The 12,576-nt window shown below is 65.9% G+C and carries 11 protein-coding genes, 1 tRNA gene and 1 pseudogene; 8 read left to right on the top strand and 5 right to left on the bottom strand.

The genetic code is table 11. The annotated features are described in order from the left end of the window. Positions 1-31: 31 nt before the first annotated feature. Both MMA15_RS14670 and MMA15_RS14665 read right to left on the bottom strand, forming a co-directional pair. The gene (locus MMA15_RS14670) at positions 32-457 is read right to left on the bottom strand and encodes a DUF3592 domain-containing protein (RefSeq protein ID WP_241060121.1); all 426 of its coding nucleotides are present in this window, start codon (positions 455-457) and stop codon (positions 32-34) included. Between the two features lies 1 nt (position 458). Continuing rightward, positions 459-881, bottom strand: a complete 423-nt coding sequence (locus tag MMA15_RS14665; RefSeq protein WP_241060119.1) for a DUF3592 domain-containing protein — start codon at positions 879-881, stop codon at positions 459-461. A 220-nt stretch (positions 882-1,101) separates the two neighbouring features. Between MMA15_RS14665 and MMA15_RS14660 the strand changes: the two genes are divergently transcribed. The 6 genes and pseudogenes from MMA15_RS14660 to MMA15_RS14635 all read left to right on the top strand — a co-directional run bounded on the left by MMA15_RS14660 (position 1,102) and on the right by MMA15_RS14635 (position 4,692). Further along, a complete protein-coding gene (locus MMA15_RS14660) occupies positions 1,102-1,530 on the top strand; it encodes a DUF1622 domain-containing protein (RefSeq protein WP_241060117.1) in 429 nt (142 codons plus the stop codon). Next, complete coding sequence (locus tag MMA15_RS14655; RefSeq protein WP_241060115.1) at positions 1,531-1,803, top strand: hypothetical protein; 273 nt, start codon at positions 1,531-1,533, stop codon at positions 1,801-1,803. A gap of 280 nt (positions 1,804-2,083) precedes the next feature. After that, the gene (locus tag MMA15_RS14650) at positions 2,084-2,683 is read left to right on the top strand and encodes a sulfite oxidase-like oxidoreductase (protein WP_241060113.1); all 600 of its coding nucleotides are present in this window, start codon (positions 2,084-2,086) and stop codon (positions 2,681-2,683) included. Beyond that, positions 2,653-3,413, top strand: a pseudogene (locus tag MMA15_RS14645) (ferredoxin reductase). The gene MMA15_RS14650 and the pseudogene MMA15_RS14645 overlap by 31 nt, the downstream one beginning before the upstream one ends. A 1-nt stretch (position 3,414) precedes the next feature. Further along, positions 3,415-3,708 (top strand): DUF6510 family protein, encoded by a 294-nt coding sequence (locus tag MMA15_RS14640; protein ID WP_241060111.1) that lies wholly within the window; start codon positions 3,415-3,417, stop codon positions 3,706-3,708. Between the two features lie 66 nt (positions 3,709-3,774). After that, the gene (locus tag MMA15_RS14635) at positions 3,775-4,692 is read left to right on the top strand and encodes an NADP-dependent oxidoreductase (protein WP_241060109.1); all 918 of its coding nucleotides are present in this window, start codon (positions 3,775-3,777) and stop codon (positions 4,690-4,692) included. Positions 4,693-4,875: 183 nt separating this feature from the next. Here the strand turns inward: MMA15_RS14635 and MMA15_RS14630 are convergent, their stop codons facing one another. The 3 genes from MMA15_RS14630 to MMA15_RS14620 all read right to left on the bottom strand — a co-directional run bounded on the left by MMA15_RS14630 (position 4,876) and on the right by MMA15_RS14620 (position 7,339). Next, complete coding sequence (locus MMA15_RS14630; RefSeq protein WP_241060107.1) at positions 4,876-5,682, bottom strand: SDR family NAD(P)-dependent oxidoreductase; 807 nt, start codon at positions 5,680-5,682, stop codon at positions 4,876-4,878. Between the two features lie 272 nt (positions 5,683-5,954). After that, positions 5,955-6,042: transfer RNA gene (locus MMA15_RS14625), tRNA-Ile, on the bottom strand. Between the two features lie 94 nt (positions 6,043-6,136). Then, positions 6,137-7,339, bottom strand: a complete 1,203-nt coding sequence (locus MMA15_RS14620) for a DUF1266 domain-containing protein (protein WP_241060106.1) — start codon at positions 7,337-7,339, stop codon at positions 6,137-6,139. A gap of 862 nt (positions 7,340-8,201) precedes the next feature. Between MMA15_RS14620 and MMA15_RS14615 the strand changes: the two genes are divergently transcribed. Next, positions 8,202-11,219 carry an ATP-binding protein gene (locus MMA15_RS14615; protein ID WP_241060104.1) on the top strand — a complete coding sequence of 1,006 codons (3,018 nt, stop codon included), beginning with the start codon at positions 8,202-8,204 and terminating at the stop codon, positions 11,217-11,219. After that, positions 11,216-12,424, top strand: coding sequence for a response regulator (locus MMA15_RS14610; RefSeq protein WP_241060102.1), 1,209 nt, complete (start codon positions 11,216-11,218; stop codon positions 12,422-12,424). The genes MMA15_RS14615 and MMA15_RS14610 overlap by 4 nt, the downstream gene beginning before the upstream one ends. Positions 12,425-12,576 lie beyond the last annotated feature (152 nt).

The following is a 12,576-nucleotide window of genomic DNA, read 5'->3' as shown; positions in this document are numbered from 1 at the left end:
CCTCCGGCTGGATCTTCAGCAGACGCCCTCGCTACAGGGCCACGAACAAGACGGCGAAGGCGACGAGCGCCAGACCCGCGAACATGGCGACCAGAGACGGCAGGAGAAGGTGCTGCCAGGTGTTGACCCGGGCGTCCGGCGATGACTCGGGGAGGTAGATCACCTCCACGGTGCGGCCGGTGGAGATTCCCATGCCGGTGCCCCGCATGCTGGGGGTGAACTCCACTCGGTTGCCCGCACAGTCGGTGAAAGCGATCACGGGAGCCCAGGACGGTCCGCTCGCGCCCGTGCAGCGGACGTTCTCCACCACCGTGCCCTCAGCAGTCAGACCGCGCCGGCGCAGACGCAGCGCAAGTGAGGCTTCCCGGCAGCCCAGGCTCAACGCGTAGAGACCGACCAGGAATGCACCGGGCTTGTCCGGCAGGCGGCGCGTGAGGTTCCGCGCTCGTCCCGACATGTCACACGCCTCCCTCCGCCGCGACTTGCATCCCCAGGCCGATCAGTGCCCACCCGTCGCCGGCCAGCATGACGACCAGCAACGTGACGCCGAGCCACAGATCGGCCCAGCGGTCGATCCGAGCGGCCCACGGATTCTCGCGCGGATAGATCACGCTCACCGTGCGCCCGAGCGGCAGGGAACGCCCTGACTGGACCCGCGATACGAACTCCACGTGGTAGCCCTCGGCGTCGGTGAACGCGATGACGGGCACCCACCGCCGCCGTCTCGGCTCCGCTTTCTCCACGTTGTCGACCACGGTCCCCTCGGCACGCACGCCTTCACGACGCAACCGGAGCACCGAGCGGGCCTCCAGGCAAAGGACGCCCGAGAAGGACACGGCGCCGGCCAGACAGATCCAGAACGAAATACCGGCGTCCACCACCGATCTCTCACCCCCGTCGCATATCCGGGCACGGACGCAGCGCAGCCCCGGGCCGCGCACCGCTACCGACGAACACGCGCCCTCGACGGCGGGGGGTTGCACCGCACGGGGAGTCTGTTCCGCGTGCTGCAAGCTTGATCCGGTGCCTGGTGTCTGCCGTTAGAAGGGCCCGGGAGGCTCGGTGGTGAAAGGGGCTCCGGCGGGCGGGTAACTGCCAGGCATGGTCCTGTCGTGGGAGGTACTGCCGGAGTCGGGTCTGCGTGAGGCGATCGGTGTCCTCGTACGTGTGGTGGAGACCGCGGGAGCGTTGATCATTTTTGTGGGGGCGGTCTGGGCGTTCGCCCGCTTCATCGCGGCCGTGGTGCGTAGCGGGGGCCACGGGCGAGGGTTCCACCGGATCCGGCTGACGCTGGGCAGGTTTCTCGTGCTGGGGCTCGAGTTCCAGTTGGCGGGCGATGTACTGCGTACCGCGGTGGCGCCCAGTTTCAGCGAGATCGGACAGCTCGCCGCGATCGCCGCCATCCGGACGGCGCTCAACTACATCCTGGGCCGTGAGATCGCCCATGAGCGCGCCGAGCTCGAACGCGACGCGGAAGGAGAACCACAGCAAGACGCGGAAGCCCGGTCCAGCGGGCGAAAGGCGCCCTAGGTGAACGCCGCGATCGAGGCAGCCGCGCTGCTGATCACCGCACTCGGTGTCGTGTCCTTCCTGGCCGCCTATGCGACCACGCGCACGATTCGCACCGCCCTGCCGCTGCTCCTGGACTTTCTCATGGCGGCGGGCCTGCTCCGTCTCGCGGGTGATCTGTCCTGGAGCAGCATCTTGCTTACGGTCGCCATCATCGCTGTCCGCAAGGTCGCCGCTTTCGGCGTGGCCGAGAAGGGCCTGCACAGTGAGCACTATGAACTGGGCAGACGCTAGTTGGCCGCCTTCGAGCCCGACATGACGCAACCACCGCCCTGGCCACGTCGCCCCGATGTCCGCCCGGGTGGGCGGGCGATCTCCACGCCGGGCGTGCCCTGGACACGGGTCCACGAGGGCTCGCTTCCGCTGGGCGTTACGCCGACCGGCTCCTCGCGTCGCATTCTCGATCACCGAATCGTACGTTCGTCAAAGCTCGACGATTCGTCACCGCCGGTAGCAGGCGTCGTGGGCGCGCTGCGTCCCATTCCCTTCGGGGACGGAGAAGAAGGAGTCGCGGATGGGTGTGGTCTCCCCCGGATTCCGGGGTCGTCCGCGGGAGTCCTCCCGCCGGCTGCCGCCGGGGCAGTACGAGACGCATGACTTTCCGGTGCTTTCGGCCGGCCCTACGCCGCAAATCGGCCGGGACGACTGGGAGTTCACGGTGACCACCGAAACGGGAGACCGGCATTCCTGGAATTGGGCCGAATTGACGTCCCTGCCGAGCGAGAGCCCCACGCTCGACCTGCACTGCGTGACGAAGTGGTCGAAGTTCGACACCTCCTGGCAGGGCGTCTCCCTCGACGTACTCCTCGCGGACGTGGAGACGGCCGCCGACTTCGTCATGGTCAGCTCCTACGGCGGATACACCACGAACCTGCCGCTGGAGGACCTGACAGAGGGCCAGGCCTGGATCGCCTACGGCTACGAAGGCGACGACATTCCGCCGGAGCACGGCGGCCCGGCCCGGCTGCTCGTCCCCCACCTCTACTTCTGGAAGTCGGCGAAGTGGGTGCACGGCATGCGCCTGCTCACCCGGGACGAGCCCGGCTTCTGGGAGAGCCTCGGCTACCACGACTACGGAGACCCATGGCGCGAGCAGCGGTATCAGGGCGACTAGGCACCCGCCCCCGCCTGCGCTGGCGGGTCGCGACGCTCATGGAGAGGCGCACGGAGAACGCGACCGCGAGCACTCTCGTACTGGACGTGCCGGACTGGCCCGGTCACCTGGCAGGACAGCACGTGGACGTGCGGCTGACCGCTGAGGACGGTTACAGCGCCCAGCGCAGCTACTCGCTCGCGTCGGCGCCCGGCGGGCAGCACGTCGAGATCACGGTGCAGAGGGTCGCAGACGGCGAGGTCTCCCCGTATCTGGTCGATCAACTCGCGGCGGGAGACCCGGTGGAGCTGCGCGGACCGGTCGGCGGCTGGTTCGTGTGGTCGCCGGACGGAACCCGGCCAGTGCTGCTGATCGGCGGCGGCTCTGGCGTCGTACCCCTCATGGCGATGATCCGCGCCCGGCGCGAGACCACCGACCCCACACCCTTCCGGCTGCTGCACTCGGTCCGCAGTCCGGCCGAGGGCTACTACGGCGCCGAACTGATGCGCGGCGACCCCGGCCTGGAGACGGAACTCCTCTACACACGGACCTCTCCCGACGGCTGGCCGCGCCGGCCGGCCGGATCACCAGGCAGGACATCAGCGCCTTCGCGTGGCCGCCGGAGACCTCACCGATGTGCTACGTCTGCGGCCCCACGGGATTCGTCGAGACCGCGGCGGACCTCCTCGTCGACCTGGGCCACGGCCCCGACCGCATCCGAACCGAACGATTCGGCCCCAGTGGAGGCTGACATGGCTGACATGACCCACCACCCCGACGGCGACGAGTACGAGGACGGCAACACCCTGGCAGGCCCGCTCTCCGAGATCTTCGCCGTCGACCTCACCAGCGCCCGCGGCCGCTGCGCGAATTGCGGTGTCACCGAACCGGTGGCGCGGCTGCACGTCTACACCCGGGCCCCCGGCCTGGTCGGGCGCTGCCCCCACTGCGGCCACGTGACGCTCCGCATGATGCGCTCACCGGACGACGCATGGCTCGACCTGCGCGGCACCATGACCCTGCGCATCCCCCTGACGGCCAAGTGACCCGAGACCGTCCACAGAAGCGTGCGCAGAGTGTGCCGGCGAGAACTGGATACAGGGAGGTGCCTGATGAAAGCGATCGTGGTGACGGACCAGGCTGCGGGAACGGCCGGGATGACGCTGGTGGAGCTGCCCGAGCCTGAACCGGCGACAAACGACGTCGTCGTCGAGGCTCATGCCTCGGGCTTCGTCCCGACCGAGCTGTCGTGGCCCTCGACCTGGACCGATCGCGTCGACCGTGACCGGACGCCGTCGGTTCCCGGGCACGAGCTGGCCGGAGTGGTCACCGCCCTCGGGTATGGCACGACGGGGCTGTCAGTGGGACAGCGGGTGTTCGGCCTCACAGACTGGCATCGCGACGGCACCCTGGCGGAGTACGTGGCCGTCGAGGCACGCAACCTCGCGCCGCTCCCGGGCGACGTCGACTTCACGGTGGGCGCGAGCCTGCCGATTCCGGGTCTGACCGCGTGGCAGGGACTGTTCGAGCACGGTCGCCTTCAGGCGGGGCAGAGCGTGCTCGTGCACGGCGCGGCCGGCTCAGTCGGCTCGATGGTGACGCAGCTTGCACGTGAGTTCGGCGCGTACGTCATCGGCACCGGACGCGCCGCCGACCGTCAGAAGACGCTCGACTTCGGCGCGCAGGAGTTCGTCGACCTTGAGAACAGCGCGCTGGAAGACGTCGGCGGCGTCGACCTGGTCTTCGATGTCATCGGCGGCGACATTCAGAAGCGCTCCGCGGGCCTGGTTCGAGCCGGAGGAACGCTGGTGTCCATCGTCGGGCCGCCCGAGACGCGGCCCGCGGACGGCCAGGCGATCGACTTCGTCGTCGAGGCCGATCGTGCCCAACTGAGCGAGATCGTCCGGCGGGTGCGTGACGGACGACTGCGGACCGACATCGGCAACGTCTCGACCCTCGACCACGCCGTCGCCGCCTTCAACCCGACCGAGCGGATCAGCGGGCAGACGATCATCCGCGTTCATCCGTGAGGACTCGAGGAGAGCGACCGGCCCCCCTCGTGGATCAGCGTCGGCCGCGTAGCCAGGTCGGTGAGGGGGCGGTAGTGCTCCGGCCTGCCAAGTCGCCCACATCTGCGTTGCCGGCTCTGCTCCTGCCCAAGTACTTCCACTGTTGGAACAGCATGGGCATGGGCATGGGCATCGAAGGCGACCTCACCCGCGGAGCTCGGGTGCTGCCCTGGCAAGAACTCCGGTGCCTCCCAAGCTCATCGACATCGCCCAGCCGAAGATCGGGGCGCCTCCCGAACCCATCGAAGGCAACGTCACTACTGCTCGAAAGCCAGCGCTCTGCTGTGTCCGCCCCATCCAAGGGAGGCGTTCACTCAGCGAACGCAGTCGTTTCGCCTTCTGCCTCAGCGAACCTGGCCGTCTGGGGTGAACGCCAGGTCGGCGCCGATCAGTTCGCAGCTGGCCGCCCATAGGCGCGCCGCGATCGTGTTGTCGGCCAGGTGGTTCCAGATGCGTTCGATCGCGGCCTGCCGCTCGGCCTTTTCTGCCGGTGGTGACGATCCGGCTCTCTGGGGTGGCCATGAGCAGGGGAGCCAGCCATCTGGTCAGTGCGAAGTGGCCGAGGTGGTTGGTTGCGAACATCAGCTCGTGGCCGTCCTCGGTCTCGCGGCGCGGTGGATGGTCGAGTGCCACGCCGGCGTTGTAGACGACCGCATCGAGGCGGCCCAGTTCGAGCGCGTCCACGGACGTCCTGAGCGACGAGAGATCGGCCAGGTCCAGACGCAGATGCCGCACATCGGCACCGGGGACGCGTGAACTGATCGAAGCGATCGCAGCTTTGGCCTTCGCCTCGTCGCGGCTGCCGAGAACGACCGTGGCCCCAGTGCCGGCGAGTTGCTCGGCGACGAAGTACCCGATGCCCGCATTGCCGCCGGTGACCAGGAAGCTCTTGCCCTCCGCGTGAGGCAGACGGTGAACGTCCCACGACGAGGTCTTGAATGCGGAGGGCACAGCAGGCTCCTGGCGCTTGGAGTGGTGTGGCGGCGGGTGGGATCGCACCTTCACGACTGGTGCCGCCCACGCCTCATGGTCCCAAACGCCCGCCTCGGCTCACTTCACCCGGGATATGCACGAACGGCAACAGCCGATCCTGGCCAACACATGGCCCATACGCGCTGGTCGAACCCGATACACGGGCGATCGAGAGTGAGACACCGTGCACGCCGAAGGGGCGCCCGTTTTCGTCGGGCGCCCCTTCTGACCTGCGAAACTCATAACCTCCGCGGAGGCGGTGGGATTCGAACCCACGGTGAGGGATCACCTCACGACGGTTTTCAAGACCGTCAGGCTGGGAGAACCGAAACGCCGCCCACCTGCGATGAAGCCCTTCGCAGCCTCGCAGCGCGTGCCCTCGGCCCACACATGGCCCACTGGACTCTCCGCTCGCCCCGCCTGTGGAGCTGTGCTAGTTCCAGGGGATGGTGAGCCAGGGGCTCTCTCTGTGCGTCTTCAGGAGACGGTGCGCGTCGAGCATCTCCGTGTACCAGTCGCCGAAGTGCTCCTCGTCGAAGTGGAGGCACCGGCCCAGGATGTATCCGGCGGCGAAGTCTTCCCAGGAGCCGTATGTGACCTGGCTCAGGCGGGAGGTTCGGAGCACCACCTGTTCCGCCTCCGGGATCCCGCAGTAGCGGGCAGCGATCCCCCAGCGCGCCATGCTGGAGGCCCGTCCGTAGTCCCAGGCCAGAGCGGATCGGACCTGAGTGTTGGCTGCGAGGATGCCCTCTGCGCGGAAGCGGGCCTCGTACCGGGTGATGCGGCCGATGAGTTGCTTCACGCCGGCTACTTCGGCGTCGAGAACCGTGCTGCCTGTCTCGGCGGCGGCAGCGCGCATGGCTCTTTCGGCCGAATCCCGCCACAACTCCGGCTCGACCGGGCCTCCGAACTGTCGGGACAAGGAGCGGCGTATCTCCAGCACGAATTCCCATGTGCCACTGACATTTCGTCCGTTGAGGAGAGCTTCCGTGGCCTTACGCCAGCTCTCGTGGTCTGTTACTCCCCACCATTCCTCAAGGGCTTTGCGCTCCTGGAAGTAGCCGCCTCCGTGTGAGGCCATCGCATTCCACAGGGAACCGTTGACGACACTCATCATCGCTCCGCAGCCCAGACCGTGGGCGACCGGTCCCTGCAGCGGACCGCCTAGCTTCAGAGTGCGCAGGGTTCCGAGGTTCCCGTTCGGTCCAGCCGCCCGGTCGGCGTGCTGCTTCCACAGGGCGGGGTTGGGCGGGAAGAACGCCTCACACGGAGTACCGGGATTGATCGCGAGCCATTCGCCATCGTTCTCTTCCCACAGCTGCGCGACGGCTTCCAGAGAGAGGAGGATGAAGATGGGATCGGGTGCCGGAGCAGGCAGCACACCTTCAGTCATGAGGACTTCGCACCACTGCCCTACCGCTGGGCTCCAATACATCTGCTCCGGGCCGGCGTCCATCCCGTCGGCCTTCAGCCGAGGCATCGACATGAACAGCTCCGAATCGGCCAGGACGTCGAAGTACGCTGCCCAGTCGCCACGCATCTTCGCCTCGTGCAGCTTCTGCTCGCACTCTGTCGGCGCCTGCCACACTCCTGCACGGGGCGGCGCAGCAGCCGCCGGTGCGTTCCACGTCTCCATGAGCAAGAACCTTATTAACGCCCAACCGCCTGATTTACCTGGGGCCTGCAGCCTGCACGAACGGAGGCGTGAATTCCCGCCTCTCCTTGCAGTGGTCTCTTGCCTGGATGGAATCCTCAGCGGCGGGATCCGTTCGCCGTTGACAGTGGCGTCGCGGCAGTCGCGTGCAATTTTCACGCCCGACGCTTCTCACACCCCAACAGACGAAACGCCGAGGTCAACAAGCCCGTCTAAGGCCTCAGTTGTCAGAGACAGGGGGGCCGTGCACCTCCCGTGCCCCAGCGAGCGGGAAACCACGGGGATCCACGGTCACCGTCGGGCATCGCCCACGACAACGGCCCCCGACCGACGCCGCCCAGCGCGCCGCCGGCTGTGCCGTTCCCCGCGCGACATCACCAGCCCCGGCGGGGCGAACCCCTCGACCGGTTCATCAATCTGAGAGATGCATCGACAAGTGTCGGCTGGGCGAAAGAATGCCAAAGCCGTGCAACCGAACTCCCGGCACTGCCTGGCAGATCGCTGCAATGATCTCGGCGGTGGCGAAGCGCCAAGATGGCAAGTCGGCCGCAGCCAATACACTTCGACGCCGCCGCGCAGTGCTGAGCAACTGCCCGCGCTTGGCCGTAGCACGAGTGGGACTCGCGCGCGGCCCGGCGGCCGGCCCGTGCGCGGAGCACAACCTTAAGAGCGAAGGCACCGGCAGGGCCGGTCGGCTCCGCGGGTACTAGCAGGCACCCGGAGAGACCGGCCTCGAAGCGCCCGTGCTCATGGAGGACAGCGCTCATACGGCAATGAGCTTGATCGAGCGACGTGGCTACAGGTCATACTGAATGCCTGTGTAGAGGAACCAACCGGGGGGGGCATGATCGCGATTGAGGATGACGGATTCAGCAGGGCTCGACTGGGCAAGTTTGAGCACCCCGTAGAGGCACGGGTCAGAGAGGCAGGTGCGGCCTTCGAGCACTTGAGCACACTGGGACTCACTGCCCCCCGACGAGGCGTACGCAATGCTATTGCCATGGCCCTTGTGCACCGCTCCTACCTCCACGAGAACCGTCAGACCCTGCCAGCCATAACACAGGTCTCGTTGGATGCACTCAGTCGATTGGGCGATGCGTTCTTGAGGAAGACAGCAGCTGTTGAATGTTACGGCAGCACCGTAAATCCCAGCTCGGGGACCCTCAGCAAGGAGGTTGCCGGGATCACCGCCGAGTTCCCAGCCTGGACTACGGCACAGAAGTGGCTCCTCGACTCCGCAGCTCTGAGCGTCGGACTTGATCGAAAAACTCTTCCCTCGAGGGTCACAGCAATCCTCTATCGACAAGTCGTCGGTGTCCTGTGCCTTGAAGGCGAGGAGGAGGTAGCCAAGCGGCTACTGATGGATCACATAACCTTTCAGCGCCGGAAGATGGAGTCTGGCGTCAGCGATCCCAAGACCGTCCTGGGCGAGTACCTGGGCTATGACGCAGTTGCGTACGAATATGAGCGTGAAGGACCCGATCACGTCACAATTTTCCGAGCCTTAGTCAAGGACAGCCGCGGACGATCAGGCCGGGGAAATGGGAGGAACAAGAAGGCCGCCGCTCAGCAGGCTGCGCTTGACTTCCTCCATCGGCACATACCCCAGGTCTTCAACCCTCGGCGTGTGGCCACCGCACCGTCCCGGCCAGCACAGGAGATCCGTGCATCGCCCGGGCATCTAGTGACAATACGCCGCACGCAGGACCTCTTTTCGCTTCCTGAGACGTCACGTCCCCTTCTCTCCCAAGCCCTCGTGCACGCTTCGTGGGCTTACGAGAACCGCTATCTAATGGCAAGGTGCCAACAACAGGACTATCAGACTCTTGCTTATTTGGGATCTCAAGTCCTCATATACGAGCACAGACTCGCGGAGACACGCCATATAGCGATTGATCCTCCTGATGAATTCGGATTCATGACGCTCCCGAACGACGTGTACGACACAGCTTTCCACCAGGTCGGCTTAGCATCCGGCCTACTCCTCGGCACTGGCCAGCATTCACAGGGGATACCTGTGGAAATCGGAGCCGACACGTTTCAAGCTGTCATCGGCGCAGTCTCCGCTGCAGGAAGCTTCCAGGGAACACTGGCCGATCGATGGCCGACAGAGTGGGCAGAAGCGTGGCAGCTTGTAGCACCCACCGCACCACGGCCAGTTGACCCAACAACCCGCCTGCAGCGCGCAGCTAGCGCCATGAAACTGCACGTGACCTACGAGTTCCGCGTCTCGGGGCCTGACCACGCACGGCGGTACGCGGCGGTCGCCGTGCTCGACAGTGTGGCGCTGGGAGTCCAATTTCGAGTGGACGGCGCTTCCGTGGCCGGTAAGACACCAGCGAAGCACATCGCTTCGTTAGCTGTCCTCGCGGTTCTCGACCGACTCGCTGATGGGTCCCCGGCACGATCTTTCGACGGCGCCGATGGACGGGATCGCTCGTTGGCCCAATTCCTACTCGCGCAGCAGGCATGCGTGCTGGACATGGCGCCTGTTCAGACGCAAAGGTGGGTCGATGCCCGACTGTTCGGACTCCATCTCGCCTCGGATGCTTCCACGCTGCTCAAGTGGGCCACCGGCGTAGATGAACTCCTGGGACTCGATCTCCCCCTTCAGCCAGGCAGTCACCTGTGTGATGGGTTCCGGAAAGCCATCGACGAGCCCACTGATTCAAACCACACACTCGATACAGCACTCGCACGTGCCCTGGACACCTTGGAGCACGTAGAGGAACCAGAGAACCTGACGCAGGCGCACGTACAGCACCTGGTGCAGTTGTGCGATGTTTACCGGTGCCTCGGCGCCGAGGACAGTGACATATCCCTGCCAGACCTTGCAGACGACTGGCGAATCCTGCACCGCGGCCGTCTAAAGACCACCGGGCTCCTCCCGTCTGTACAACTCTCCGGGCGAGAGCGGGCCATTGTCGATGCCGCATTATCCAGCCTGAAGGTGCATGATGGAGAAATCTCCGTAGAGTCTCTCAACGCCCGGCCGCTCCATCTGCGCTTCCGATCGACCCAGCCTCCCTCGCGGATCGACGTAGACACCGTCTGCGCGCTCTGGTCCAGAGTGAGCAGGACAGCCACCCTGAAGGGGAGTGAGCACGGCATAGATGTGATCATCACTGCTCCCAACCTACCGAGCGAACCGGGTCCAATCACCGCGGCGGTGCTGGCCGCCCTCCGTCCCAGGCCCGAGCCGTATCGAGCCGCATCGGCGGACCTCCTGCACGACCTCAAGAATCAGCTCGCCGCTGCCCGTCTCGCCGAATCCCAGCCCGCGGAAAGCCGTACAGCGCGGCTACAGCAGCAACTCGCCGCAAGCCGACACCTCGACGAGGCGCATGCCCTGGCCCTGCGCCTCAGGGCGGCAACCTCAATGCTCACGCCAGTCGACTCCGAGGACGTCGAGCTAGGGGGTTTTCTCCGCCACTACGCAGGAGCTGTACTTACTCGTCTTCCCCCCGCCATCTCGCTGTCGATTCCCGAGTCCAGCAGCGCCGTCCACGTCGCACTGGATGCAAGGACTCTGACAGCTGCCCTCGATAACCTAGTGAGCAACGCGATTGAAGCGCTCCACGATGGGGGGGCCATCACCATCGACTGGACCGCCGACGAGTATGAAGCCATCGTCGAGATCGCCGACGATGGTCCCGGGCTCCCACCAGATGTCGCAGCCGCACTGGACGCCGGAAAGCGGGTTAGCAGCACCAAGCCCGGCGGCAACGGCTTGGGCCTCCTCGGCGTCCGCTCATTCCTTGCCAGAGCCGGCGGGCAGCTCACCCCGGTCGCAACAGCCCAGGGCACTGCTTGGCTGATAACCCTGCCGCTGGCCACCCCTACGGCTGGGGAGCCCGAGTGATCCAGCAATTGACCAACATGCGCATCCTCGTAGCCGACGACCAGACTGACGTAGCCCGCACGCTGTGCCGTCCACTCCAGAAGGCCGGAGCCCGTCTGCGCTTCGCGGCAGACGGGCACGCCGCGCTGCAGGAGATCACTGACCGCCCTTTCGACCTCGTCCTCGTCGACATGAAGATGCCACCAGCGGAATGGGGCGGCCTCTGGCTGCTCCGGCAGCTCAAGCACGGGGGGTGGCGAATTCCCAGTCTTGTACTGTCCGGCGAGGGCTCGAAGCAACAGGTCATCGAAGCGCTCCGTCTTGACGCAGACGACTGGATCGTCAAAGACGCTGCAGGCGAAGAACTGCTGGAACGTTGCCTCTCGACCATCGCCGACCATCTGCGGCAATCCCTGGAGTTTGCCGCCGCCCAACTGCCGACGCCCCTGGCCCACCGCCTCGCCAGGTATGCCCGAACCGATGATCCTAACAAGAAGGTCCTGGAGGGGCTCCACACGCTGGAGGCTGTTCTGCGGTTCACGACCGCTCTAGGGCTCAGCAGCACCCCACCCGCGCCACTCCGAGGAATCACACCGGAGCGGCTCGCAACCCCCAGTATGAGGACCTGGTTCGCCCTCAGCACAGCCCTTTCGGGACTGCCTGGTGCGGGGAATGACTTCGCCCGGATGTTCTCGTGTCTCGTTCCTGAACGTTCCGACCACCAGCCAGTGCAGGACCTCATCTCAATGCGTAACGCCCTCGCGCACGGCAGGGATGAACCCACACCAGCCCAAGCTGAACAACTCGACAGCCTGCTACGCCGATTCGCGCATCGCGCGGCTTCCTCGTGGCGCGCGAACCTCACGGTGCCCGTCTCCATGACCTACGACGGCGCGATGTACGTCATCCACCTACTCAGCCTCAAGGGAGTGGGAAGGCCGGTCCCTGACAAGGTGATGGCCCAGGCTCCGGTGATCACAGGGCAGCCGCTCCTCGTTTCCGGCGATACCGAACCGCTGCCCTTAGCCCCGTGGCTACTAACGTCTTCGGACCCGGCGGCAGGCACCGTACGCTGCCAGCTATTCGACGGGCTGCAACACGCCAAGGGCGGCCGCGCACCCAATACGCCGTTCACATACACGAAGACGGACGAGGGTATCGAGATGCCGACGGTAAGCCACCCAGCAGCGCAGTGGCAGACCCTGGCACAGTGGATTGCCACCTGAAGCAGGCTGTCGGCTGCACCGTTCCAGCTTCGTGCCAGAAAGAGCAGGGAGTCCCGGTCAACTTCGGTCACGACTAGGACTCTCTCGGCAGGGCTTCAGCCGTCGTGTACGCAGCTCAGTAGGGTTGCTCAGCCCCAACCGCTCGGTGATTC

The sequence above is a fragment of the Streptomyces marispadix genome (assembly GCF_022524345.1).
Classification (GTDB): Bacteria; Actinomycetota; Actinomycetes; order Streptomycetales; family Streptomycetaceae; genus Streptomyces; species Streptomyces marispadix.
Note: the sequence above shows the minus strand (reverse complement) of the source record. Positions and strands in the feature narration are given on the sequence as shown.

What these genes read in the sequence shown, in the direction of transcription:
- MMA15_RS14640 (WP_241060111.1), top strand. Translation starts at nt 3,415, where the DNA reads ATGGCTGACATGACCCACCACCCCGACGGCGACGAGTACGAGGACGGC.
- MMA15_RS14670 (WP_241060121.1), bottom strand. Translation starts at nt 457, where the DNA reads ATGTCGGGACGAGCGCGGAACCTCACGCGCCGCCTGCCGGACAAGCCC.
- MMA15_RS14635 (WP_241060109.1), top strand. Translation starts at nt 3,775, where the DNA reads ATGAAAGCGATCGTGGTGACGGACCAGGCTGCGGGAACGGCCGGGATG.
- MMA15_RS14650 (WP_241060113.1), top strand. Translation starts at nt 2,084, where the DNA reads ATGGGTGTGGTCTCCCCCGGATTCCGGGGTCGTCCGCGGGAGTCCTCC.
- MMA15_RS14660 (WP_241060117.1), top strand. Translation starts at nt 1,102, where the DNA reads ATGGTCCTGTCGTGGGAGGTACTGCCGGAGTCGGGTCTGCGTGAGGCG.
- MMA15_RS14620 (WP_241060106.1), bottom strand. Translation starts at nt 7,339, where the DNA reads ATGGAGACGTGGAACGCACCGGCGGCTGCTGCGCCGCCCCGTGCAGGA.
- MMA15_RS14615 (WP_241060104.1), top strand. Translation starts at nt 8,202, where the DNA reads ATGATCGCGATTGAGGATGACGGATTCAGCAGGGCTCGACTGGGCAAG.